At 66.3% G+C, this 23,493-nt stretch carries 26 protein-coding genes and 1 tRNA gene; 16 read left to right on the plus strand and 11 right to left on the minus strand.

Annotated elements, in window-relative coordinates:
* Nucleotides 1-10 precede the first annotated feature (10 nt).
* From ABW16_RS13605 to ABW16_RS13625, 5 genes are all read left to right on the plus strand, one after another.
* Nucleotides 11-847, plus strand: coding sequence for an amidohydrolase family protein (locus ABW16_RS13605; RefSeq protein ID WP_047319744.1), 837 nt, complete (start codon nucleotides 11-13; stop codon nucleotides 845-847).
* A gap of 132 nt (nucleotides 848-979) precedes the next feature.
* Nucleotides 980-1,282: a WXG100 family type VII secretion target gene (locus tag ABW16_RS13610; RefSeq protein ID WP_131721498.1), complete on the plus strand. Its 303-nt coding sequence runs from the start codon at nucleotides 980-982 to the stop codon at nucleotides 1,280-1,282.
* A 3-nt stretch (nucleotides 1,283-1,285) separates the two neighbouring features.
* A complete protein-coding gene (locus ABW16_RS25400) occupies nucleotides 1,286-2,917 on the plus strand; it encodes a hypothetical protein (protein WP_052956905.1) in 1,632 nt (543 codons plus the stop codon).
* Between the two features lie 402 nt (nucleotides 2,918-3,319).
* The gene (locus ABW16_RS13620) at nucleotides 3,320-3,616 is read left to right on the plus strand and encodes a hypothetical protein (protein WP_047319699.1); all 297 of its coding nucleotides are present in this window, start codon (nucleotides 3,320-3,322) and stop codon (nucleotides 3,614-3,616) included.
* A gap of 193 nt (nucleotides 3,617-3,809) precedes the next feature.
* Nucleotides 3,810-4,766: an o-succinylbenzoate synthase gene (locus ABW16_RS13625; protein WP_047319700.1), complete on the plus strand. Its 957-nt coding sequence runs from the start codon at nucleotides 3,810-3,812 to the stop codon at nucleotides 4,764-4,766.
* A 99-nt stretch (nucleotides 4,767-4,865) separates the two neighbouring features.
* On the opposite strand, the gene ABW16_RS13630 is transcribed toward ABW16_RS13625, so the two are convergent.
* The gene (locus tag ABW16_RS13630; protein WP_233424769.1) at nucleotides 4,866-5,555 is read right to left on the minus strand and encodes a sensor domain-containing protein; all 690 of its coding nucleotides are present in this window, start codon (nucleotides 5,553-5,555) and stop codon (nucleotides 4,866-4,868) included.
* A gap of 71 nt (nucleotides 5,556-5,626) precedes the next feature.
* Here ABW16_RS13630 and ABW16_RS13635 point away from each other — a divergent pair, with 71 nt between their 5' ends.
* From ABW16_RS13635 to ABW16_RS13650, 4 genes are all read left to right on the plus strand, one after another.
* Nucleotides 5,627-6,457, plus strand: a complete 831-nt coding sequence (locus tag ABW16_RS13635) for an alpha/beta fold hydrolase (protein ID WP_047319702.1) — start codon at nucleotides 5,627-5,629, stop codon at nucleotides 6,455-6,457.
* A 10-nt stretch (nucleotides 6,458-6,467) separates the two neighbouring features.
* Nucleotides 6,468-8,120 (plus strand): 2-succinyl-5-enolpyruvyl-6-hydroxy-3-cyclohexene-1-carboxylic-acid synthase, encoded by a 1,653-nt coding sequence (gene menD / locus ABW16_RS13640; protein ID WP_047319703.1) that lies wholly within the window; start codon nucleotides 6,468-6,470, stop codon nucleotides 8,118-8,120.
* Nucleotides 8,121-8,122: 2 nt separating this feature from the next.
* Nucleotides 8,123-8,641, plus strand: a complete 519-nt coding sequence (locus ABW16_RS13645; RefSeq protein WP_412178208.1) for a DUF3592 domain-containing protein — start codon at nucleotides 8,123-8,125, stop codon at nucleotides 8,639-8,641.
* A gap of 107 nt (nucleotides 8,642-8,748) precedes the next feature.
* On the plus strand, nucleotides 8,749-8,946 hold the full coding sequence (locus ABW16_RS13650; RefSeq protein ID WP_047319704.1) for an excalibur calcium-binding domain-containing protein: 198 nt from the start codon (nucleotides 8,749-8,751) through the stop codon (nucleotides 8,944-8,946).
* Nucleotides 8,947-8,970: 24 nt separating this feature from the next.
* Here ABW16_RS13650 and ABW16_RS13655 read toward each other — a convergent pair whose 3' ends face one another.
* Entirely contained in the window at nucleotides 8,971-9,615 is a 645-nt protein-coding gene (locus ABW16_RS13655; protein WP_082134105.1) for a DsbA family protein, read from the minus strand.
* A gap of 37 nt (nucleotides 9,616-9,652) precedes the next feature.
* Here ABW16_RS13655 and ABW16_RS13660 point away from each other — a divergent pair, with 37 nt between their 5' ends.
* The gene (locus tag ABW16_RS13660) at nucleotides 9,653-10,345 is read left to right on the plus strand and encodes a demethylmenaquinone methyltransferase (RefSeq protein WP_047319705.1); all 693 of its coding nucleotides are present in this window, start codon (nucleotides 9,653-9,655) and stop codon (nucleotides 10,343-10,345) included.
* A gap of 3 nt (nucleotides 10,346-10,348) precedes the next feature.
* On the opposite strand, the gene ABW16_RS13665 is transcribed toward ABW16_RS13660, so the two are convergent.
* The 3 genes from ABW16_RS13665 to menJ all read right to left on the minus strand — a co-directional run bounded on the left by ABW16_RS13665 (nucleotide 10,349) and on the right by menJ (nucleotide 12,795).
* Entirely contained in the window at nucleotides 10,349-10,792 is a 444-nt protein-coding gene (locus ABW16_RS13665; protein WP_047319706.1) for a nitroreductase family deazaflavin-dependent oxidoreductase, read from the minus strand.
* Nucleotides 10,793-10,806: 14 nt separating this feature from the next.
* Nucleotides 10,807-11,481 carry a class I SAM-dependent methyltransferase gene (locus ABW16_RS13670; RefSeq protein WP_047319707.1) on the minus strand — a complete coding sequence of 225 codons (675 nt, stop codon included), beginning with the start codon at nucleotides 11,479-11,481 and terminating at the stop codon, nucleotides 10,807-10,809.
* A gap of 72 nt (nucleotides 11,482-11,553) precedes the next feature.
* Entirely contained in the window at nucleotides 11,554-12,795 is a 1,242-nt protein-coding gene (gene menJ, locus ABW16_RS13675) for a menaquinone reductase (protein ID WP_327083215.1), read from the minus strand.
* A gap of 21 nt (nucleotides 12,796-12,816) precedes the next feature.
* On the opposite strand from menJ, the gene grcC1 reads away from it, so the two are divergent.
* The 3 genes from grcC1 (at nucleotide 12,817) to ABW16_RS13690 (ending at nucleotide 15,237) form a co-directional block, all read left to right on the plus strand.
* The gene (gene grcC1 / locus ABW16_RS13680; protein WP_167344284.1) at nucleotides 12,817-13,833 is read left to right on the plus strand and encodes a nonaprenyl/(2E,6E)-farnesyl/geranylgeranyl diphosphat synthase; all 1,017 of its coding nucleotides are present in this window, start codon (nucleotides 12,817-12,819) and stop codon (nucleotides 13,831-13,833) included.
* A 73-nt stretch (nucleotides 13,834-13,906) separates the two neighbouring features.
* Nucleotides 13,907-14,755, plus strand: coding sequence for a zinc metalloprotease HtpX (gene htpX / locus ABW16_RS13685; protein WP_047319708.1), 849 nt, complete (start codon nucleotides 13,907-13,909; stop codon nucleotides 14,753-14,755).
* 143 nt (nucleotides 14,756-14,898) lie between these two features.
* A complete protein-coding gene (locus tag ABW16_RS13690) occupies nucleotides 14,899-15,237 on the plus strand; it encodes a type II toxin-antitoxin system HicB family antitoxin (protein ID WP_047319709.1) in 339 nt (112 codons plus the stop codon).
* Between the two features lie 89 nt (nucleotides 15,238-15,326).
* Here the strand turns inward: ABW16_RS13690 and ABW16_RS13695 are convergent, their stop codons facing one another.
* Both ABW16_RS13695 and ABW16_RS13700 read right to left on the minus strand, forming a co-directional pair.
* Nucleotides 15,327-16,352 carry an NAD(P)H-dependent glycerol-3-phosphate dehydrogenase gene (locus ABW16_RS13695; RefSeq protein WP_047319750.1) on the minus strand — a complete coding sequence of 342 codons (1,026 nt, stop codon included), beginning with the start codon at nucleotides 16,350-16,352 and terminating at the stop codon, nucleotides 15,327-15,329.
* A gap of 56 nt (nucleotides 16,353-16,408) precedes the next feature.
* Nucleotides 16,409-17,173, minus strand: coding sequence for an SDR family NAD(P)-dependent oxidoreductase (locus tag ABW16_RS13700; RefSeq protein WP_047319710.1), 765 nt, complete (start codon nucleotides 17,171-17,173; stop codon nucleotides 16,409-16,411).
* A 25-nt stretch (nucleotides 17,174-17,198) separates the two neighbouring features.
* Between ABW16_RS13700 and ABW16_RS13705 the strand changes: the two genes are divergently transcribed.
* On the plus strand, nucleotides 17,199-17,804 hold the full coding sequence (locus ABW16_RS13705) for a TetR/AcrR family transcriptional regulator (protein WP_047319711.1): 606 nt from the start codon (nucleotides 17,199-17,201) through the stop codon (nucleotides 17,802-17,804).
* Nucleotide 17,805: 1 nt separating this feature from the next.
* Here ABW16_RS13705 and ABW16_RS13710 read toward each other — a convergent pair whose 3' ends face one another.
* A complete protein-coding gene (locus tag ABW16_RS13710) occupies nucleotides 17,806-19,281 on the minus strand; it encodes a flavin-containing monooxygenase (RefSeq protein WP_109519591.1) in 1,476 nt (491 codons plus the stop codon).
* Between the two features lie 47 nt (nucleotides 19,282-19,328).
* A complete protein-coding gene (locus ABW16_RS13715) occupies nucleotides 19,329-19,820 on the minus strand; it encodes a YajQ family cyclic di-GMP-binding protein (protein ID WP_047319712.1) in 492 nt (163 codons plus the stop codon).
* A gap of 79 nt (nucleotides 19,821-19,899) precedes the next feature.
* Here ABW16_RS13715 and ABW16_RS13720 point away from each other — a divergent pair.
* A tRNA-Tyr gene (locus ABW16_RS13720) sits at nucleotides 19,900-19,985 on the plus strand.
* An 18-nt stretch (nucleotides 19,986-20,003) separates the two neighbouring features.
* Here ABW16_RS13720 and ABW16_RS13725 read toward each other — a convergent pair.
* Nucleotides 20,004-21,284, minus strand: a complete 1,281-nt coding sequence (locus ABW16_RS13725) for a tyrosine-type recombinase/integrase (protein WP_052956907.1) — start codon at nucleotides 21,282-21,284, stop codon at nucleotides 20,004-20,006.
* Nucleotides 21,285-21,381: 97 nt separating this feature from the next.
* The gene (locus ABW16_RS13730; protein WP_047319713.1) at nucleotides 21,382-21,582 is read right to left on the minus strand and encodes a hypothetical protein; all 201 of its coding nucleotides are present in this window, start codon (nucleotides 21,580-21,582) and stop codon (nucleotides 21,382-21,384) included.
* A 1,142-nt stretch (nucleotides 21,583-22,724) separates the two neighbouring features.
* Between ABW16_RS13730 and ABW16_RS13740 the strand changes: the two genes are divergently transcribed.
* Nucleotides 22,725-23,285, plus strand: a complete 561-nt coding sequence (locus tag ABW16_RS13740) for a DUF732 domain-containing protein (RefSeq protein ID WP_109519592.1) — start codon at nucleotides 22,725-22,727, stop codon at nucleotides 23,283-23,285.
* The last annotated feature ends 208 nt before the right edge of the window (nucleotides 23,286-23,493 follow it).

Raw genomic sequence — 23,493 nt, forward strand, 5'->3', positions numbered from 1 at the left:
CGTGGAGTCGATGACCATCGACGTGTGGATGCAGCACCCGACCCGGCGGTTCCTCGACCACGACATGTTGGCGTCCCTGCGACGCTGGACGGGCGGGGCGATGCCCGACGAGGAGATCCCCATCGAGGCCACCGTGTCGGCGATGGACGCCGCGGGCGTGGATTTCGGACTGCTCAGTGCGTGGCGCGGCCCCAACGGCATGGAACTGGTCTCCAACGAGGAAGTTGCCGGCTGGGTCCGAGCGCATCCGAGCCGGTTCGCCGGTTTGGCCACCGTCGATCTCGATCGCCCGATGGAAGCGGTGCGTGAACTGCGGCGCCGGGTGCGCGACGACGGATTCGTCGGGCTGCGCGTGGTGCCCTGGTTGTGGAATGCACCTCCCACCGATCGTCGCTACTATCCGCTGTTCGCCGAGTGCGTGGAACTCGGCGTCCCGTTCTGCACCCAGGTGGGGCATACCGGCCCGCTGCGGCCGTCGGAAACCGGTCGCCCGATTCCCTACATCGACCAAGTGGCACTGGACTTTCCCGAACTGACGATCGTGTGCGGACACGTCGGCTATCCGTGGACCGAGGAGATGGTCGCGGTGGCCCGCAAGCATGAGAACGTCTACATCGACACCTCGGCCTACACCACCAAGCGGCTTCCCGATGAGCTGATCCGGTTCATGAGGACCCGAACCGGGCAGCGAAAAGTGTTGTTCGGCACCAACTATCCGATGATCATGCACGCCCACGCGCTCGACGGTCTGGACGATCTCGGGCTCGATGACGCGGCCCGCGCGGACTATTTGGGTGGGAATGCCGAGCGGGTGTTCAAGCTGGGTGGCGGTCAGGCGGGCGAGTAGCTCGCAGCCAGTCACCTGCACGGCAGTGCAGGTGACTGGCGGTAATTGCGGTTAACTTGCTAGCTTTTGCTCGGGGCTCCGACGGGAGGTGTGAGCATGGCTTCGGCGCCGACTGATCCCGCCATAATCTCAGTGCAACCAGCCCTGCTTGATACCCACGCCTCGCGGGTGGCCGACGCGACCGATGTGGCGAACACATTCTCGGCCCGGCACGCCGGCTACCTGGGCGAATGCGCCACGGCGTGGGCCGGAAGCTCGGCGGATGCCCTGGCTGAGTTGGTCGCGCACTGGGAGGCGGCCGATGCTGGGTTGCACGGGCGGGTGAGCGCGTTCTCCGAAGCCATGCGTGAGGGCGGTCGTCGCTATACGGCGATGGAGCAGGAGCACGCCAGGACGTTCACCGCGCTCGTTCCCAAAGGAACCGGCGCTTCGTAGCGCATGACGATCACCACCGACGGCATCGAGAAGTGGAATCTCGAAACCCTGGACACGGCATTCGAGATCGCCACGGAACGCTCCATGCGTAAGGCCGACTTCGGCGGGGCATTAGGCGACGCCGGCAACGGGCTCAAGGACTGGGAGGGCCACGGCGGCGATGCCTTCCGCCGCGAGTTGGGCAAACACCGCGCTGACATCACCGATCACCAGACAGAGGCAACCGCGATTGCCAACGCCTTCCATGCCGCACGAGGGGAGGTCGCTGCCTGCAAGGCGGAATGGGCATCCATCAAATCAACTGCGGCAAGCAATAACTGGTCCATCAGTTCCGATGGATGGTTGAGTGGCCAGGTCGCCGACAAGAAGCGTAACGACTTCGATGCCCTGCAAAGTCGGCTGACCAAGCTGATGGCCGACGCCAGCAGGACCGACCAGGATCTGGCCACAGCCATCCGGGCAGTGGTCGGCGACACCAAAGTCAACGCGGACGGTCGCGCGATATTCGGCCCGCCGATGCCGCAACGGGAGGCTGGCGCATCCGGTGGTGCGGCGGCCGGAAGCCTGCCGTGGCTGCTGAATCAGACGCGGCAGGGCGGGGGCTCGGTCCCTCAAGTGCCGTCGAATCTTAAGGACGCAGAGTCCTTCAAAGTCCTGGCCCGGCAGGTGCTGACGAATGACGGCGTACCACCGGATCAGATCGAGGCGCGGATCAACGCGGCCGTGGTCGCCGCCCAGCAGCCGCTGCCGCGCTATATCCCCCCGGAAACGCAGCGGGCCGCGGCACCCGGCTACGGCGACGGACTCGGTGACCGTTGGAGAGCCACCGAACAAGCCGTCAAGAATCTGCTGGGTCAGGGTGGGCCGGGCGCCCCGGGTGTTCGGCAATCCTGGGGCGGAATGGCCAAGGGCGTGGGTAGTGCCTTCATGAACCCCGTCGGTGTCGGCATGGAGGACATCAAACGGGCAATGAACGCGCCCAGTCTGCCCTACTTCCTGGGGGAGAAGACCTTCGATGTCGGCGCCACCGCAGTCGCCGCGCCGTTCGGCGGGGAAGGTGCGATGGTCCGGGCGGGGCTTAGCGAGGCGCTCGAAACCGGGCCGGCATTCTCGCGATATGCGGCCATCGGCCTCGATTCCGCTGCAACTTATGACGCGTGGGCAGAAGCCACGGCCATGGACCTCAACCAGGCTGCTGCGAACGGCGTACCTACAGCCGGGCTCAGTCAGCAAGTTGCCGCCATGTCCACCCACTATGTGGGCGAATTTCCAGACCGAGTGGTTCTGGGCAGGTTCGATGGCCAAGCCGGTGGTTACATCGGCGAGGCCAGAGCCAACGGCGGAATCTACTTCGACACTGGTGATCCAACCTGGACTGCTCTTACCAGTGGACTGGCTGAGGTGCCGGCAAAGCACCTGGCATGGCAGCCGAATGCGGCGTTCCTCCGCCAGCAAATGGAGGAGCGGGTACCACGTTTTGAATACCGCCTACCGGATGGCTTCAGCAGCGTTGACGAACTTGCGCACGTCCGTCGGGAAACCTTCTCGGCGTTCGAGATCAATTACATGGACCAGAACGCAGCGGCGTTCGGATATGAACGTGTCGGAAATTCCTGGATCTACGGAGGTGAATAAGCGACTATGAGCTCCGGCGAAGCGGAACGTCAGATGGCCCCGCTATTGGCGGCCCACGGCTTCCATCTTGACGCGGTTGAGTCTGATCTCGTATACGGTGAGCGCCCAGCATGGGCAGTGTTCTACCGCGCGCCAGATTGTAAACTTCAAGTTTGCTGGTCAGCTCGCGAGGGCGGGGCAGACTTCATGCTGGCACCGTTAGACGCACCGAATGAGTTCGGGCTGGTGAACCAGTCGAAGAAGTGGCGCTTTATGTTGGCCCTTAGTGATACTAACGACGAACTAGGGTTGCCGCCCCTGGCAGGAGGGGACGATGCGCTATGGGCTTGGAGGAAAGCGTTGTTTGACACTCATATCGAAGCAGCGCGTGCTGCGCTATTGTCCCGTGATCGCTAGTGGTTCATGAGTGTGGACGAGCCCTCGGGCGATAAGTCCAGGGAACTGCAGATTGAGATCGATCGGTTGTCGGCGGAGTTCGGCGTCCGCTCCATGCCGATCGGGATGCGGACCAACGACGGGCTCAATATCTTCGTGGATGACGACGGTGCCTATCGCTTTGCTTTCTACGAACGTGGAAAGCTCGGGTTTGACCGGGGGCGCTGGGCTAAGAGGCGAGTCCGGCAACTTGCCGAGATGTTTCGTAACTGGAAGAAGCCGGAGGATATCGTATTACTTCCTGACATCGGTGAACCGTTGTGACCGATTGGGAAGTTAAATCCAGAGAGCTTCAGCCGTACCGAAATCCGATCGGTCAACGAGGAGTTTCCCCTCGGGGTTGCCTTCACCATGGTGGCGGGCACCTCGATCCGCTGCGCAGCTGTGCATCCGACGGTGCTGAGGTGTTCGCCCGCCGACCTAGCGCGCTCTGTCACCGGAGCGGCACCATAGAACGATGCCGCCGCCTCTAGACGACATCCTTGACCGCCTACACGTGGTGGCGCTGCCGATGCGCGTCAAGTTCCGTGGCATCACCGTGCGCGAAGTGGCCCTGATCGACGGCCCGGAAGGCTGGGGAGAGTTCGGCGCGTTCGGCGAATACGCACCGCCCGAGGCGGCGCACTGGTTGGCCGCCGCGCTGGAGAGCGCCTATTGCGAACTGCCGCAACCCCTGCGCGACCGCATTCCGATCAACGCAACCGTGCCCGCCGTCGACGCCGAGCGGGTTCCCGAGGTGCTGGCGCGATTCCCGGGCGCGAAAACCGCCAAAGTCAAAGTCGCCGAGCCCGGCCAGACCCTGGCCGACGACGTCGCCCGCGTCGAAGCCGTCCGCGCGCTCATCCCGACGGTGCGAGTCGATGCCAATGGCGGTTGGACCCTCGATCAGGCCGTGGAGGCGGCAAAGGCGTTGGGCGCATTGGAATACCTGGAGCAACCCTGTGCCACCGTCGCCGAACTCGCGGAGCTGCGCCGCCGCATCGACACGCCGGTGGCCGCCGATGAGAGCATCCGCAAAGCCTCCGACCCCCTCGCTGTCACGAAAGCCGGCGCCGCCGATATCGCGGTGCTGAAAGTCGCACCCCTGGGCGGCATTTCAGCGCTGTTGAAGATCGCTGATCAGATCGGCATCCCGGTGGTGGTCTCCAGTGCGATCGACTCGGCGGTCGGTATCGCAACCGGCCTGCGTGCAGCGGCCGCGCTGCCGGAACTGCAGCACGCCTGCGGGCTGGGCACCGGATCGCTGTTCGTCGACGATATCGCCGAGACACCGGCGCAAAAGGACGGCTACCTGCCGGTACAGCCCGTCGCTCCGGACCCCGCCCGGCTGCAGGCCCTGGCCGCTTCGCCGCAGCGACGCCAGTGGTGGATCGACCGGATCAAAGCCTGCCATCGACTGTTGGGTGACCGCTGAATCGCGCTCGAACGTGCGGTTTAGTGGGCAAACGGCGCCGAATCGCCCGCTAAACCGCACACTCGGCGCGATTCACTGCACCGGCTTGCCGCCTAACCCTCACACGCTGGGCAGCTGCGCATCGATCCCGTTGGCGATCGTGACGGCTTCGTCGCTGACGTAGAGCTTGCACGCCAGCACGTCGATCGCAACGTTGTTGGTCACCCGCAGGGCCCGTTGACAAGACCAGCCTGCGCTGTCGTCCTGGTGCTGGGTCATCCACAGTGTGGAGTCGACGTCGGAGACCGTGTCGAACGTCCAGGACGTGTCGGGGTAGCCGTCCTTGGCGGTCGCGAATGTCCGCTCGCCGCAGGAGTTCCAACTGCGGGCGGTGGCGCCGAAGAAACTCTGTGCGGCATCTCGGGTGGCGAACACCGTTACGGCCTGAATCACGAAGTGGTCTTGTGCGCTCTGGGTGAGGGTTTGGGCGAGGGTCGCTGTCCAGTCCGCGTCGGTGTAGACCTGCTTCTCGACGGGCATCCACGCCGCCAGGCATCCGTGCTCGGGGAATTGGCGTCCGGAATCGAACATCCGCGTACGGGAGTCTTTGACCCGCATACCGTGGGCGCCCATGATGTCGCTGACGGTTGCCGCCTTCAACAGCAGCTCCGGCAGCATCGCGGCTGTCACCGGACGGGGCCCGTCCTGGTCGGCCGGCACCGCCACGCCGCCGGTCACCCGGGAACAGTCCGCCATGACGGTGCTGGCCAGCACCAGCGTACAAGCCAACCCGACGCTCCGTATCCGCATCACCGTCCCCCAGCTGCGCAGTTGCGATCCTGACACCATAAAGCGTCGAGGGGTCGCGTACCTTCACTCTGGTGACCAACCTCGCCTACGACGACCGTAATCAGGATGGGGAGCCGGTTCTGTTCATTGCCGGGCGTGGCGGCGCCGGTCGCGGCTGGCACCTGCACCAGGTGCGCGAATTCCAACTCGCCCGGTACCGCCCGATCACCTTCGACAACCGCGGCATCGGTGCTACCGAGAACGCCTCGGGGTTCACCACCGAAACCATGGTGGCCGACACCGCCCAGCTCATCGAGTCGCTGAACGTGGGCCCGGTCCGCATCGTCGCGGTGTCGATGGGCTCCTTCATCGCCCAGGAACTGATGCTGGCCCGGCCCGAATTGGTGAAATCCGCTGTCCTGATGGCCACTCGCGGCCGCCACGACCGCGCCCGGGACTTCTTCTATCAGGCCGAGGCGAGACTCGCCGAGTCCGGCGTCGAACTTCCTGCCGAATACGAAGCCAAAGTGCGCTTGCTGGAGAGCTTTTCGCCCAAAACGCTCAGCGACGACGTGGCCATCAAGGACTGGATCGCGATGTTCACCATGTGGCCGGTCAAAAACACCCCGGGGCTGCGCTGCCAGCTGGACGTGGCGCCGCTGACCAACCGGTTACCCGCCTACGCCAACATCACCCAGCCGGTGTTGGTGATCGGCTTCGGCGACGACGTCGTCACCCCGGCACACCTGAGCCGCGAGGTAGCCGACGCGATCCCGGGCGCGCGCTACCTGGAGATCCCCGACGCCGGGCACCTCGGTTTCATCGAGAAGCCGGACCAGGTCAACAAGGCGGCCCTGGAGTTCCTTGCCGATGTCGACGGCAAGCCGTTCCGGTGGGCGCCTATGCCCGCGGCGCACGACTAACCTGGTACCAATGACCAACCCCTCGACGGCACAGGCCCGCATCGTCGTCGACGAGCTGATCCGCGGCGGTGTCCGCGACGTGGTGCTGTGCCCGGGATCGCGCAACGCACCGCTGGCGTTCGCGCTGCACGACGCCGACCGGGCCGGCCGGCTGCGCCTGCACGTGCGTATCGACGAACGCACCGCCGGGTACCTGGCGATCGGGCTGGCGGTGGGGGCCGGCGCCCCGGTGTGTGTGGCGATGACGTCGGGCACCGCGGTGGCCAACCTGGGGCCCGCGGTGGTCGAGGCCAACTATGCGCGGGTGCCGCTGATCGTGCTGAGCGCCAACCGTCCTTACGAGCTGCTGGGTACCGGCGCCAACCAGACCATGGAGCAGCTCGGCTACTTCGGCACCCAGGTGCGCGCCGCCATCAGCCTGGGCCTGGCCGAGGACGCCCCCGAGCGGATGGACGCCCTCAACGCCACCTGGCGTTCGGCGGTGTGCCGAGTTTTGGTCGCCGCCACCGGATCTCGGACCGCGAACGCTGGTCCGGTGCAGTTCGACATCCCGCTGCGCGAACCACTGGTGCCCGACGCCGACGACACAGGGTCGCTGCCGCCAGGCCGGCCACACGGGCGTCCCTGGACTCTCACCCCGCCGGTCAGCTTCGACCAGCCCCTGGATATCGACCTGGCCCCGGACACCGTGGTGATCGCCGGGCACGGTGCGGGTCTGCACCCGAACTTGGCGGCACTGCCCACGGTCGCCGAACCCACCGCCCCGACACCGGAAAATCCGCTGCACCCGTTGGCGCTGCCACTGCTGCGCCCGCAGCAGGTGATCATGGCTGGCCGGCCCACCCTGCACCGTCCGGTGTCGAACCTGCTGGCCGACCCCACGGTGCCGGTCTACGCGCTGACCACCGGGCCACGCTGGCCGGACGTGTCGGGGAACTCGCAGGCCACCGGCACCCGAGCCGTCACCTCCGGGGAGCCGGATCCGGCCTGGCTGCGCCGCTGCGCGGAGCTGAACGCCCAGGCCAATGCCGCGGTGCGCGCGCAGCTGGCGGCGCATCCGCTCACCACCGGCCTGCACGTGGCCGCGGCCGTGGCCGACGCGCTGCGCCCCGGGGATCAGTTGGTGCTGGGCGCGTCGAACCCGGTGCGCGACGCCGCGCTGGTCGGGTTGGGCAACGCCAAGGACGCCCGAGGCGTCACCGTTCGATCCAACCGCGGAGTCGCCGGCATCGACGGCACGGTGTCCACCGCGATCGGTGCCGCGCTGGCTCACGAGCAGCAGAACCCCGACGCCCGCACCATTGCGCTGATCGGGGATCTGACGTTCGTCCACGACAGCTCCGGTCTGCTGATCGGGCCCACCGAACCGAGGCCGCAGCAGCTGACGATCGTGGTCTCCAACGACAACGGTGGCGGCATCTTCGAGCTGCTGGAGCAAGGAGACCCACGGTTCGCCGACGTCTCGTCGCGAATCTTCGGCACCCCGCATGACGTCGACATCGCCGCGTTGTGCCGCGCCTATCATGTCGAATTCTCCCAGGTCGAGGCCGACGCGCTGACCGCCGCGCTCGCCGAACCCGCCGGCGGTGTGCGGGTGCTGGAGGTCAAAGCCGACCGCTCCTCGTTGCGGACACTGCACGCCGCGATCAAGGCCGCGTTGTGAAACTGCCCGATTACCGGTCCAACCGGGCCTATCGAACGTTGAAACCGTTGCTGCGCAACTTGGTTCGCGGCAACGGCGCCCTTTCCGGCAATACCTGGCGTGGACGTGCATTGCGGTGGGCGCGCACCGGCGTGGTGATCCTGGTGGCGCTAGTCACCTTGCAGTCGGTGCTGTTGGTGGCGGGGGCGTGGCGGAACGACATCACCATCGAGCGCGACATGGGGGTGGCCGAGGCCGAGGTGCTCAACGCGGGCTTCCGGCGCTCCACCATCGAGTTCGTCACGCCGGAGCGGATCACCTACCGCCCGGAGCTCGGCGTGCTCTACCCCTCCGAATTAGCAACGGGGATGCGGATTTACGTCGAATACGACAAGTCCGATCCGGATCTGGTGCGGGTCCAGCACCGTACCGCGGTGTTGGCGGTCATCCCGGCCGGATCCGTTGCGGTGATCGCCTGGCTGATCGGGATCGCGGCGTTGGCGGGATGCAATGTCGCCGAACGACGGTGGGCTGCCGGCTAGGTCCTGACGCGGCAACCGCCGGCGCACAGCCGCTTGTTAGGCTGCTGCGGATTTCGCGCTGTTCGTTTCGTGCCAAACGACGGCCCTCAACGGTGAGGAGACGTTCAATGATCCGTCGCACGGTGGCCCTTGCAGGCATTTTCGCGTTCGGAGTTGGTATCGCAACCGCTCCCATTGCCGCTGCGGAGCCGTACTACAAGAACTGCTCTGAGGCCCGTGCGGCCGGAGCGGCGCCCATCCACGAGGGCGAGCCCGGTTACCGCAGGGCGCTCGACCGCGACGGCGACGGTATCGCCTGCGAATAAGCAGCGCTAGACAGCGCTGCCCGGCTACCGCTGCTGCACCAGCCGGTCGAGCCAGCCGGCGTCGTCGGTGTCCACCACCGTCTTGGTCGCCACGTCATACACCGTCGGGGTGCCGGGGCTCTCCGGGTTCGCCGACAGCAGCTGCACACGGTTGAAGGCGTTCATCGACGTGGCGTCCACGACCTGTTGCCCGGTGGCGATCCGCTCCACGACGTGGCCGGGCAGGCCGCTTTCACGCGCGGTGGTCGCGATGTCCTCGACGCTGGGAGTGCCGGCTTTGCCGTACAGGTTGTTCACGAACGCCTGGTAAGCCGCCGCTGAGGTGGCCGGATCGGCCGCTGCCATCAGGGCGTTGCCGACGCGCGCGGAGGTGTCGTTTTTGCGGCGGGCATCCAGAAACGTCATCCACCGGTAGGTCACCGCGACGTCGCCGGCGGCCAGGTGCCGGCTCAGGTCGTCGCTGGAGGCGACCTCGAACTTCGCGCACTCGGAGCACTGCGGGTCGCAGAAGATCTCCAGCTGCACCGGGGCGGAGGCCGTTCCGGCCAGCACGCCGAAGTGGTCGGGGCTTAGCGCGGCGCCCGGCACGCCGGGTTCGCCGAAAGCCGGACCCGCCAATGCTCCGCCGAATACCACCAGTGCTGCCAATGTGCCGAGCCAAGACCGCATTCCAGAACCCTATCGAAAGGCGGGTACCGTCGACCGGGTGAGCCGCGCGAGCCTGGACAAAGACCCCCACGCCGTGGCGTCGATGTTCGACGGCGTCGCCCGTCGCTACGACCTGACCAACACGGTGCTGTCGCTGGGGCGAGACCGGTCCTGGCGTAAGGCCACCCGCAAAGCACTCGAGTTGCAGCCGGGGGAGAAGGTGCTCGACCTGGCCGCCGGTACCGCGGTGTCGACGGTCGAACTCGCGAAATCCGGTGCCTGGTGCGTCGCGGCGGATTTCTCGGTGGGAATGCTGGCCGCCGGTGCCGGCCGACCCGTGCCCAAGGTCGCCGGGGACGCCACCAAGCTGCCCTTCCGCGACGAGGTTTTCGACGCGGTCACGATCAGTTTCGGGCTGCGCAATGTCGTCGACCACGCCGCGGGGCTGCGGGAGATGGCCCGGGTGACCCGGCCCGGAGGCCGGCTGGTGGTGTGCGAGTTCTCCACACCGACCGTGCCGGTGTTCGCCACCGCCTACAAGGAGTACCTGATGCGGGCGTTGCCGGCGGTGGCACGCACCGTGTCGTCGAACCCGGAGGCCTACGTCTACCTCGCCGAATCGATCCGCGCCTGGCCGGATCAGGCCGCGCTGGCCGAGCAGATCGGCGCGTCGGGCTGGTCGGATGTGAGCTGGCGCAACCTCACCGGTGGCATCGTCGCGCTGCACTCGGCCCGCAAGCCGCTGAACTGACGGTCAGCTCGGCGGGTCGAACCGGAACACCGCGATCCGGCCCGCGAGCGCCTCGACCTCGTCGGGCGTGCCCTTTTCCACCAGGCCGGCCTGCTTGAGGAAGCGGGCGCCGACGGGCACCTGCACCGGAAACGCCCGCAGCACCGGGCGGGCCGCCTCCGCCGACAGCTCGACGATGCGCACCGGCCGTTCGTGGCGGCCGTGGCGCAGCAGGCCCGCACCGGCGGCACGGGCATTGAGCGCCCAGTCGGCCTTGGGGAAGCCCGCCACCGTGTAGAGCTGCCCGTCGACGGTGAACGGCGTCATCGGGGTGCTGCGCGGCTGCCCGGACTTGCGGCCCGGCACCGTCAACACCATCGGTGGACCCATCGGGATGCCCAGCTTCTGCAGGCCGATCATGACTTTGTTGACTGGCTTCAGCCAGCGCGGCGGCTTCGGATCACTCACGGCGGGCCTCCTTTTCAGCCTAGATGCGCTGAGAGCAGCCAGCCCGCAGCCGACTTGCGGCCGCCCGGTTCGTCGCGCAGCGGCACGCCGCCGAACCCGGGGAAGTCGTCGGGGAAGACCGCGTGCAGCCGGGCCGGCTTGATCTCGTCGACCACCCAGTACTTCGACACCACCTCACGCAGTTCGTCGGCGGTCACCGCGAACGGCGGGCCCTCGGGGATGGCGGCCTTGTCGAAGACCAGCACGAAGTACGACGCCCCCGGGGCGGCGGCCCGCACGATGGAGCGCTGGTAGCCGTCGCGGGCCTCCACCGGGATCGAGTGGAACAGCGTGCTGTCGACGATGGTGCCGAAGCGGCCGTCATAGCCAGAGAAGTCGCTGATGTCGGCGACCTCGAAGGAGGCGTTGCTCAAACCGCGCTTGGCCGCCTCGCGGCGGGCCAGGTCGATGGCGGTGGGTGAACTGTCGAGGCCCACGGTGGTGTGCCCGCGCTCAGCCAGATACAGCGAGATGGCGGCCTCGCCGCAGCCGACATCAAGGACGTCACCGTGGAACTTGCCCTGCTCGATCAGGGCGGCCAACTCGGGCTGGGGCTCCCCGATGCTCCACGGGGGCTTGACGCCCGCTCCCATTCGGTCAGATTCGCCGCGGTAGACGGCGTCGAACTGGAATTCCATTGATTCACTCATCAATCCGGTATATCAATCAAGTTGATATGTGTCAATGGTCCTGATTGCTGTCGTCAGGCCAAAGCCGCCAGATCAGACGAACGGGCGGCGGCGGTCGATCAACCGGGACATCCGCCCCCCGCCGCGCCAGGCCCGCGCCACCAGATCCGCGTCGTCGTCGGTGACCAGGTTGGCCATCACCCGCACCGCCACCCGCATCAGCATCGTCGAGCGCATGGCCAGCGGGCCGGTGGCCGGCAGGAACCGGGGGAACGTCAGCAGCAGCGCCAGTCGCCGCGCCACCGAGAACCCGCGCGCGTAGTGGGCGGCCAGCAACTCCGGCCAGGCCTGCGTGAGGTCGGCGGCGCCCGCATTCCCCAGTAGTTCGACGGCCAGCCGTCCGGTCTCCAGGCCGTAGTCGATGCCCTCGCCGTTGAGCGGGTTGACGCAGGCCGCGGCGTCGCCGATCAGCATCCAGTTGGGTCCGGCGACACCCGAGACCGCGCCGCCCATCGGCAGCAGCGCGCTGGCCGGGGCGCGCACCGGCCCCTCGAAGCCCCACTCCTCGCGGCGCAGGTCGGCGTAGTAGGACATCAGCGGTCGCAACGCCACGTCGGCGGGCCGCTTCACGGTGGCCAGCGCGCCGACGCCGATGTTCACCTCGCCGTTGCCCAGCGGGAAGATCCAGCCGTAGCCCGGCAGCACCTCGCCCTCCGGGGAGCGCAGCTCCAGATGCGACGTCAGCCACGGTTCGTCGCTGCGCGGCGAGGCCAGGTAACCGCGGGCGGCCACCCCGTAGACCGTCTCCTGGTGCCACTGGCGGCCCAGCACCCGGCCGAGCGTGGAGCGGGCCCCGTCGGCAACGATCAGCGCCTTACAGCTGACCTCCGCGCCGTCGGCCAGCACCACCGAGCGCACCCGTCCGGACGAATCGTGATGGACCCCGACGGCCTTGACGCCCAACAGCATCCGGGCACCGGACTCCTCGGCGACCTTGCGGATGCGTTCGTCGAGTTCGGTGCGTGGCGCCGCGCTGCCGGTCGACGGGAACGACGGACCCGGCCAGGCCACTTCGACCTCACCGCCGAAGCCGGCCATCCGCAGGCCCCGGTGCCGGATGTGACTGTCCAGCCACTCACCGAGTCCCAGCAACTCCAGCTGCTCGACGGCTCGCGGGGTCAGGCCGTCACCGCACGGCTTGTCCCGCGGGAAGACGGCCGAATCGACCACCAGCACGTCGCGGCCCGCCCGAGCGGCCCAGGCGGCTGCCGCCGACCCCGCCGGTCCCGCACCGACTATCACCACCTCGGCCACCGTCTCAGCGCTGGAATTCACACTGACCAGTATGTTGGAGCCGTGAGGACACCGGCGAACGTGGTGGCGGGGTTGGATTTCGGCGGCTTGGGAGACCCGGGTTTCGCAGACCGGGTCCGCGACGGGGTTGCCCGCATCGAAGAGCTGATGGACACCGAGTTGCGCGGTGGAGACGGCCTGATGACCGAGGCTGTGACGCACTTGTTCGACGCCGGCGGAAAGCGGTTCCGTCCGCTGTTCACGGTGCTGTCGGCTCAGCTGGGGCCCGAAGCGGACGCCTGGCAGGTGACGGTGGCCGGTGCGGTGATCGAGCTGGTGCACCTGGCCACGCTGTACCACGACGATGTGATGGACGAGGCGCAGATCCGCCGCGGGGCGCCCAGCGCCAACGCACGGTGGGGCAACAACATCGCGATCCTGGCCGGTGACTACCTGTTCGCCACCGCGTCACGCCTGGTGTCGCGGCTGGGGCCGGATGCGGTGCGGATCATCGCCGAGACCTTTGCCCAGCTGGTGACCGGACAGATGCGCGAGACCCGCGGGGCAGCCGACGGCGTGGACGCGATAGAGCACTACCTCAAGGTTGTCTACGAGAAGACGGCGTGTCTGATCTCGGCGTCGGGCCGGTTCGGTGCGACGTTCTCCGGCGCCGACGACGAGCAGATCGAGCGACTGGCTCGGCTCGGCGGGATCGTGGGGACCGCCTTCCAGATCTCCGACGACATCATTGACATCGATTCCGACCCCGACGAGTCCGGCAAGCTGCCCGGCACCGATCTGCGCGAGGGTGTGCACACGCTGCCGGTGCTCTACGCGCTGCAGGAGACCGGTACCGACGCCGAGCGGCTGCGGGTGCTGCTGGCCGGCCCGGTCACCGAGGACGCGGTGGTCGAGGAGGCGCTGGGGCTGCTGCGGGCATCGGCCGGGATGGCCAAGGCCAAGCAGACGGTGGCCGACTATGCCGCGCAGGCCCGCGCGGAGCTGGCTGCACTACCCGACTGCGTCGGTCGAGCGGCGCTGGCCGGCCTGGTCGACTACACCGTAAACCGACACGGCTGACCACGGTTGCGGAACTCGTGCGGCGTCGGCGGCGTTTAATGAGCACGACGGTCGTTCTCCAAGGAGGAAGTCGATGACCTGGCACCCGCACCACAACACGGCAAAGACGTTCTTTCTGCTGTTCGTGATGTCGGCGTTGATCGTCTTGGTGGGCCGGGCGTTCGGGCCGCAGATGATGTGGGTGGCGGTGCTGTTCGCCGTGGGGATGAACGCCTACACCTACTTCAACAGCGACAAGCTGGCGCTGCGGGCGATGCGGGCCCAGCCGGTGACCGAGGTCCAGGCGCCGGAGATCTACCGGATCGTGCGGGAGCTGGCCACCACCGCCCACCAGCCGATGCCCCGGTTGTACGTCAGCGACACCAACGCGCCCAACGCCTTCGCCACCGGCCGCAACCCGCGCCACGCGGCGGTGTGCTGCACCAGCGGAATCCTGCGCCTGCTCAACGAGCGTGAGTTGCGCGCGGTGCTGGGGCACGAGCTGTCGCACGTCTACAACCGCGACATCCTGATCTCGTGTGTGGCCGGCGCGCTGGCCTCGGTGATCACCGGTTTGGCCAACATGGCGATGTTCATGGGCAACCGCCGCGACGGCAACCCGCTGGCGATGTTGCTGGTCGCGTTGGTGGGGCCGCTGGCGGCGTCGGTGGTGCGGCTGGCCGTGTCGCGGTCGCGGGAGTACCAGGCCGACGAGTCCGGCGCCGTGCTCTCGGGTGACCCGCTGGCGTTGGCGTCGGCACTGCGCAAGATCTCCGATGGTGTGGAACTCGCCCCGCTGCCGCCCGAGCCGGAGCTGGCCAGCCAGTCGCACCTGATGATCGCCAACCCGTTCCGCGCGGGGGAGAAGGTCGGTCAGCTGTTCGCCACGCACCCCCCGATGGCCGACCGGATTCGGCGGCTGGAGCAGATGGCCCGCGGGTAGGGTCCCTGCCCGAATCTCTTTCCCCGGCACGTCGCCGCGCTTCGGCGCCCCACCCATCCCTGCCGTCGCACCCGCCACTTCTACCCCTAGGCCTGGGGATATGTGGCTTGTCGAATCGGATAGCGCATGCGCTACTACCGGCCATGAACCGCTACACCTATCGCGCTGAATGGTCGCGTGAACACGACGAGTACGTCGGCCGCTGCCTCGAACTGCCGTTCCTCACACATTGGGCGCCGACCATGCGCGAGGCCATCGCCGGCGTCGAGCAGGCCGTCGACGAACACCTGGCGGAACGCCCCGGGGAAGACCTGCCCCCGCCGATCACCGACCGGGAGTTCAGCGGCACCTTCCTGGTTCGTACGTCACCGTCGCTGCACGCCCGGCTCGCTGTCGAGGCCGCCGATCAGCACGTGTCGATGAACCACTGGATCGTGCAGAAGCTGGCGGATCGACCGCCGAGCAGCCTGCTCGACTGGTGATATCGGCTGCGCTATCCGATTCGAACTCATCCCACCCCCGCCCCGCGGGTACGCAAGTGGCAGTTGGGGCCAAGGCGACGGTATCCGGCTCAGAACCCGGAGCCAGTCACCTCGTGCCCCGGCGTCTCGGCGATCAGCCCGCGGTAGGCCTGCTCCACCGTGGAGCCGTGGTTGATCACGCCGTCGACCTCACGCGCGATCGGCATGCTCAACCCGTACTGAGCGGCGAACTTCATGATCACGCTGGCGGCCCGCACACCCTCGGCCACCTGGTTCATCGACGCGATGATCTCGTCGATCGACTTGCCGGAGCCCAGCTGCTCGCCGACATAGCGGTTGCGGCTGCGCTGGCTGGTGCAGGTGACGATCAGGTCGCCCATCCCGGCCAGACCTGCGAAGGTGTCGCGGGCTCCGCCCATCGCCTCGCCGAGCTTGGACATCTCGCGCACCGAACGCGACATCACCATGGCTCGGGTGTTCTCCCCGATCCCCAGCGAGTAGCCCATCCCGACCGCGATCGCGTACACGTTCTTCAGCGCGCCGGCCATCTCGACCCCGACCACGTCGTCGGTGGTGTACACCCGGAATCGCTTGGTGCGGAACAGCGACGCCAGCTCGCAGGCCTGGCCCGGGTCGGGCATGGCCAGCACCGCTGCCGCCGCATAACCCTCGGCGACCTCCCGAGCGATGTTGGGGCCGGCCAGGATGCCGGCCGGATGCCCGGGCAGCACCTCGTCGACGATCTGCGACATCCGCATGTTGGTGCCCTGCTCGAGGCCCTTGACCAGCGACACCACCGGCACCCACGGGCGCAGCTCGGTGGCCAGCTCTTCCAGCACACCCCGGAAACCGTGCGACGGTACCGCCATCACGACGACGTCGGCGCAGTGCGCGGCTTCGGCGAAATCGGTGGTGGCGCGCAGCGTGTCGCTGAGTTCGACATCGTTGCCCAGGTAACGACTGTTGCGGTGGTTGTCGTTGATGTCGGCGGCGGTCGCTTCCGATCGCACCCACTGCAGCGTCGGCGCGCGGCGCGAGCAGATGGACGCCACCGTGGTGCCGAACGATCCGCCTCCGAGCACGACGACATTGGGTGTACGAGTAGCAGCAGGCATGAGCGACAGCGTATTGCCGTCGCCACCGCCGCACCCACGGTTTGTGAACATGTCGCCTAAACGGCGGACCAGCCACCGTCGATCGACAGCGTCGCGCCATGAATATTGGCGGCGTCGTCGCTGGCAAGAAACACCACGGCGGCCGCAACCTCGGCCACGGTGCTCATCCGCCGCGACGGAATCCGGGCCAGCACCGGCGCCACGTGCTGTTCGAACTCCGCGTTGCGTTCGGTCCGGATCGGTCCGGGGGCAACGGTATTGACGCGCACGCCGGAGGGGCCGTATTCGTCGGCCCACGACTTGGTCAGCGAGTGGACGGTCGACTTGGTCGCGCTGTACAGCGCCGAATTCGCCGAGCCGATCAGCCCGCTGATCGAACCGACGTTGACGATCACGCCGCTGCCGCGCTGTGCCATGGCGGGCGCGAGCGCGCCGGTCAGCAGGAACGGGGCGAACACGTTGATCGCGAACGCGTCGCGAATCTGGTCCTCGGGGACCTCCGCGGTGGGCGTCGGTATCAGGATCATGGCCGCGTTGTTGACCAGGATGTCGATCGGACCACCCGCGGCAGCGGTCGCCTCGGCGGCCAATCGGGTGACCTCGGCCCCGCCGGCGCCCAGATCGGCGCCGAGGAACAGCGCCCTACCGCCCGCTGACTCGATGCGTTTCACCACGTCGTCGCCGCGTTTGCGATCGCGCCCGCTGACCAGGACCGACGCGCCGGCCTCCGCCAGCGCGGTGGCGATGCCGGCCCCCAGCCCGGCGGTGGACCCGGTGATCAATGCTGTGCGGCCTGCCAGCCGCGTACTGTTTGGACTCATGAGTCCAGATAGTTCACCTATCAAATTGGACCCGCAAGTCCAAAAATTGACCAGCAAGGGCGCGGCCACTCGGTGGCGGATCATCGAGGGCGCCGCCGCGGAGATCCGTGCCAGCGGAGTGTCGGCCACCACGCTCGATGACATCCGGGCGCGCACCCAGACCTCCAAGAGTCAGCTCTTCCACTACTTTCCCGGTGGCAAGGACCAGCTGCTGCTCGCCGTCGCCGAACACGAGGCCGAGTTGGTGCTGGCCGATCAGCAGCCCTACCTGGGTGAACTCACGTCCTGGGCGGCCTGGCAGCGCTGGCGCGACGCCGTGGTGGAGCGTTACCGCCGACAGGGGCAGCACTGCCCGCTGGCGGTGCTGATGTCCGAACTCGGGCGGACCACGCCGGCGGCCCAAGCCGTCACTTCGTTGCTGATCCGGCAATGGCACGCCGAGATCGCGACCGGGATCCGCGCGATGCAGCAGGGCGGCAAAATGGCGGGGCGCATCGACGCCGATTCCGCGGCAGCCGCCCTGCTGGCGGGCATCCAGGGCGGCGTCGGCATCCTGCTCGCCACCGGCGATCTCGGCTTCTTGGAGGCCGCACTGGACCGCGGCATCGCCGCGCTACGGGGTGAGGATTGACCTAGCCGGCCAGCGGTACCGGCTCACCGGCCCGCCCGAACACCATCGATTCGGTGATCTGATCGAACTGGAAGTCCAGGGCGTCGGCAAAGTAGTTCTGCCGCACATTCCAGGGCCGCTTGGTGCCCGACCGCGGGAGCGCGTGCGGCGCGCGCAGCACATAGCCGGCCTGGATGTCCCACGCCGACTTCTCGTCCATCGGCTGGTCGCCGAGGTGTGGGTATGCGTGGGTGTAGCCGCGAGAAGCCATGTACGCCAGCAGTTTGGCGGTGGCGCGGGCGGTGATGTCGGCGCGCAGGGTCCAGGACGCGTTGGTATAGCCGACGCACCAGAACAGGTTCGGTACGTCTTCGAGCATGTGCGCCTTGTAGACGAATCGGTCGGTGGGCTTGATCTCGGTGCCGTCCAGGCTGATTCGCACTCCGCCGAGCGCCTGCAGCTGCAGTCCGGTGGCGGTCACGATGATGTCGGCGTCCAGATGGGCCCCGGACTGCAATGCGATGCCGGTGGCGTCGAAGTGGTCGATCCGGTCGGTGACCATCTCGACTCGCCCGGCGCTGATCTCGGTGTAGAGGTCGGCGTCGGGAATCAGGCACAGTCGCTGGTCCCACGGTTCATACGGCGGCTTGAAGTGGGTGTCCACGGCGTAGCCCGGCGGCAGGTTCTGCACGGCCGTGCGACGCAGGATCCACTTCAGCAGCGGGGGAGTCTTGCGGGCCAAGAACCAGACATAGCCCTCGAACAGGGCCATCACGAACCGGATGATCGGGTGAGCCAACTTGCGGGGCAACAGTTTTGCGACCACGTCAACGAAACGGCTGTACATGGTCGCCGAGATCAGATAGGTGGGGGTGCGCTGCAGCAGGGTCACGTGGCCGGAGCGCTTGGCCAGCGCCGGGACCAGTGACATCGCGGTGGCGCCGCTGCCGATCACCACCACCTTCTTGCCGGTGTAGTCCAATTCTTCGGGCCAGTGCTGGGGGTGCACCAGCGTCCCCGCGAACGTCTCGAACCCCGGGAAGTCCGGGGTATAGCCCTCGTCGTAGTTGTAGTAGCCGGAGCCGAAGAACACGAACCGGCCGCGGTAGGTCCGCTGGGTGCCGTTGTCGTCAGCCGTCACCGTCCAGGTGTCGGTTGCCGAGTCCCAGTCGGCCGCGGTGACGTGGTGGTTGAACCGGATGTGCTCGTCGATGCCGTGCTTGCGCGCGGTGTCGGTCAGGTAGTCGCGGATCTCGTCGCCGTTGGCGACTCGTTCGCGCCGGGTCCAGGGCTCATAGGGCAGGCACAGCGTGAAGATGCTGCTGTCCGAGCGCACCCCGGGGTAGCGGAACAGGTCCCACGTCCCACCGATGCGCTCACGCCGTTCCAGGATGACGTAGTTAGTGCCGGGGTTGCGTTCGGTGATGCGATAAGCCGCGCCGATACCGGAGATGCCCGCTCCGATGATGACGACGTCCACGACCTCTTCGGTAGTCACGATCCCCAGCCTAAGCACCGGGCGGTCGGTCGGACCAGCGGTACCGGTTACCGGTAATTCACGAACTGCAAGGCGACGTCCAGGTCGGCTCCCTTGAGCAGCGCGATCACGGCCTGCAGGTCGTCGCGCTTCTTCGAGGACACCCGGATCTCGTCGCCCTGGACCTGGGACTTGACGCCCTTGGGGCCGTCGTCGCGGATCAGCTTGTTGATCTTCTTGGCGTGCTCGGCGTCGATGCCCTGCTTGAGGCTGCCGCTGACCTTGTAGGTCTTGCCTGACGGCTGCGGGTCCCCGGCGTCGAACGCCTTCATGGAGATGTCGCGGCGGATCAGTTTCTCCTTGAACACGTCGACGGCAGCCTTGACCCGCTCCTCGGTGGAGCTGACCAGCTCGATGGTTTCCTCGCCCTTCCACGCGATGGTGGTGTCGGTGCCGCGGAAGTCGAACCGGGTGGCCAGCTCCTTGGCGGCCTGGTTCAAGGCGTTGTCGACCTCCTGCCGGTCGACCTTGCTGACGATGTCGAACGATGAGTCCGCCACGAGACCTGTCCTCTCTTTGAGTTGTGCTGGCCGTTTGCGTCTGAGGTACATCCTCGTTGTAGTCTGCTAGGCGCACTACGGCAGGTTGCCCGAGCGGCCAATGGGAGCGGACTGTAAATCCGTCGGCGGAAGCCTACACAGGTTCGAATCCTGTACCTGCCACCACAGGTCAGGGCCAATTTTCTAGCTGGCCCTGACTTTTTTTATGCCCGCCCCATACCGCAGCGGTACCGCAGTGCCCTTAATCGCCTTGCCTAGTTCGTCGGCGGCACGGGTCAGGTCAGCGTCATACAGGTGGCCGTAGCGGTCCAAGGTCATCGCGGCCGTGGCGTGGCCAAGCTGCCGCTGTACCACTTTGATGTTTGCGCCGGATGAAATGAGCAGGGGTGCGCAGGTGTGGCGTAGGTCGTGGGGGGTGATGCTGGGAAATTCGGGGGTGGTGGCTTTGCCGCGCTTGGCCCGTTCCAGGTTCCTGGCGGCGTTCGTTTCGGCCTGCATCGCCGCCACCGCCTTGTCCAACAGGTAGCGGTACTGATGGTTGGTTAGCTCCGTGCCTGCCGGGTTGGGGAACACCAGAGCAACAGGGTCGTCCGGTAGTTCCGGCTCCAGTACGTCCCATACAGGGCCGGGAACGGCTACGTCTCGGTTCTTGCCCGTCTTGGTTTTGGTGGTCACCATGCCGCGACCGGTAACCCTGGTGGCCGATTCCATGATGGACAACTTGCCGACGCTGACGTTGCGCCGCCGCAGCGCGGCCGCCTCACCCAATCGGATACCGGTGTACCCGAGAACAAGCGTCAGGGTGGCGTACTGCCCCATATGGCGGGCCAGCCCGATCAGCTGGGCATGGGTCAGTGCGTGCTGTACCCGTTCGTTCTCTGTGGGTAGGTCGTGTTTGCGCTCCACTTGGGCGGCAACATTTTTGGACACTAGTCCCGACCGCTGGGCGTACTTGAAAACCGCGTGAACAAGCTGGTGGGCCTGGCGTATTCGCGATGCTGACAACGGCTTGCCGTTCTGCGAACCGTCCACCCCTAGCTCCGATAACCACTGTGATAATTCACGGTAGTCAACATCTTTGAGGGGTACGGATTCCCAGCGCGGCAACACGAGGGTGTCGAGTAGTCCCCGATAACCCGCGAGAGTCTTTGGCTTGCGGTGAGATTTCGTTTTGTACCAGTCTTCTGCCACGGTCCCGAAGGTGACCCCAGCTTTGTCGGGACTCACGTAATCGCCGCGCACCACGTCAGCGGTCAGGGTGTTTAGGAATGCTTGGGCGTCGGGCTTGCGCTGGAATGACTTGGTTCGTTCCTTGCTGGTGTCGTCTACCCACCTCACTCGCCAGCGGGTTACCCGTTCGTAGAGGGGCGACCGTTCGGTGCGCATCGTGCCGTCGGGTTGCTTGACCCGCTTGTGCCACCTGTCGTCTATGCCAGCCCGTTGGTTCCGCTTGGTGTCGCTCATACCGCAGTAATCCGTCAGATGGTGTTGTGGACGGGATAATCCAGCTAGGAATGCGGTTGCGGGCGTCCGTCCGACCCTCCCCCTCTTGGGGTCTGTTTCAATCCAACTCGACGTGTGCCGGGATGATTTCCATGGTCCCTATGTCCACGACGTAGATTTCCCCGGTGTCGAGGTTAGTGATGTGCCAGGTTGTGGCGTTGGGGTCGTTGACGACACGCTGGTGTGCTTGTTTGGCGATTTTGATGGGGTCGGTTTCTTCGGTGTCGAGGAAGATGCCCCAGCGGGCCATGTGGGCCATGTTGTTCTCCTGTCTTCTCCCGCCTGTTTTATTGTGGAATAGTACGGGAAGAAAACTGTATGGATGTGCGGTCTTCGCTCACTCTTTCCCTGCGGGGCTGAAATGGCTATCCAGGGCAGTCTTGCCCCCATATGGGCTAGGGCGGGCACTTGGGTTACCACACTTGCGAACGCTCCGGCTCTAGCTTGGACGTTCCGGTAAATCACCAATCGGATCGGATATGCGCGGCTGAGAGAATCTGGCGTGTACGTCGGGCCATCTCAGAGCGCGAAAACCTATCCCCGTCTGACGGTTGTCTCATCCCCGGGCGTTAGCCGTGGGCTATTCGATTTTGTCTCTATTTGAACCGTAACACGAAAAACAAGCGGGACCGAGGTTGCTCCAAAATTGGTGTTATTCTAAATGTAGATAAAACATTTTGATAAGCGAATTGGAAAACCAATGGACACTTGTCCCGTCTGCGGCCGAACCGGCACGCTATCCGGCGGCGTGCTGGCGTTCGTTAAACAGAGGGCGGCGCAGTAGGCGTCCGCGATGTTGCGCAGCACTTCGGAATGTCGGGGCTTCGGGCCAGCCGCACCCTGTGCCTGTGCCACCTTGCCGACAGCGGGCACATTGTCCGGGTTAGCCGGGGTGTCTACTCCGCCGACCCGGAACTCCAGCGCCGTGCACTACTAGAACAACTTGAGCGGCTGACCCCGGCGTGATTGCGCCGCCCGCCGCTGAACAGACCGGGGATGACTGCCCCCGGTGCCGTCCCTGGGGCCGGTGCCGCCGTTGCCGCGAAGCCGTTGAGCTGGAAGCCCCGCAAAATCTGGATCGAAGACAACAATTGACCGCCTTGTTACAGCCCGACCCCAACAGTTTGGCCGTTTCACTGAATCCCCGGTATTGGGACGCCGACGTGGTTTCGGTTCAGTTCACCGATCCTGCTCACGGCGTGATACTGGTCGCGTTGAGTGCCGAGTTGGCCGAGCACTTGGCGGCCCTGCTAGCGACGGCGCTCCATTCCCCGCGTATCCATGCCGCCGCGGGTCAAGTGCGGGCGGTCCAGCGGGACCGACGTCAGATTTCGCGCCGCCACACTGACTAAATGCACATTTGTCCACTTCGCAGGCACTTAAGTGGCTAAGGTGCGGCCCATGAGCGAGCCAGTCGACGCCACCGCCCCCGCTGGAGACATGGAAACCAACTACATACCACCCAAACCAGAATCCGAATCGCTAGCCGCATGGGAACTAGCCGATCAACCCGACTACACCCCACCCAATAGGCTCAAAGAAATCCTCATCCCAGCGATTGTTGCCACCGCCGTAGGCGCCGGAGCCATGTACGCGGCCCTCCAAGTCACCACCGGCCCGCCGACCACACAAACCATCACCGTCGAAAAACTCGTCACCGCCCCCGCACCGGAATCCGAAGACGACCTCTACTCAAGCCGACTAGCCGAAAAAGGCATAGGCGACCGCGGCGTCGAAGCCACAATGCACATCTTCCGCGGATACGGCCACCAAATCTGCTACGCCCTCGCACCGCCGGCGCCGCAGCAATATGATGCAGTCGTCAACGCCACCCTCGCCGCGCAGGTCGAACTGCGGAAGGTCGCCGGCTACGACATCCCCACCTTCACCCACGAAGACGCCAGCAACATGGTGAACGTGGCTTTGGATACTTACTGCCCAAACCTACGGCCAATACCGTAAGTCGGCACATGACGGCAGGAATCCCGAGGCCGTGCATTGGCTGCGGCACCCCGAAAGTTCGGACCAGGGGCCGTCGCCGCTTATCAGTGCCTGGTGCCACCCCCGAACACTCGACAACCTGCCGCTCAAGGGTGCATCAGCCCGTCTATCGGGTCAACAACCCGCCCCGAGTCGGCGTCGACCGGCTTCGCCGCCCCTCCCTACGCCC

Origin of the sequence: Mycolicibacter heraklionensis (assembly GCF_001021505.1) — a bacterium.
Taxonomy (GTDB): Bacteria; Actinomycetota; Actinomycetes; order Mycobacteriales; family Mycobacteriaceae; genus Mycobacterium; species Mycobacterium heraklionense.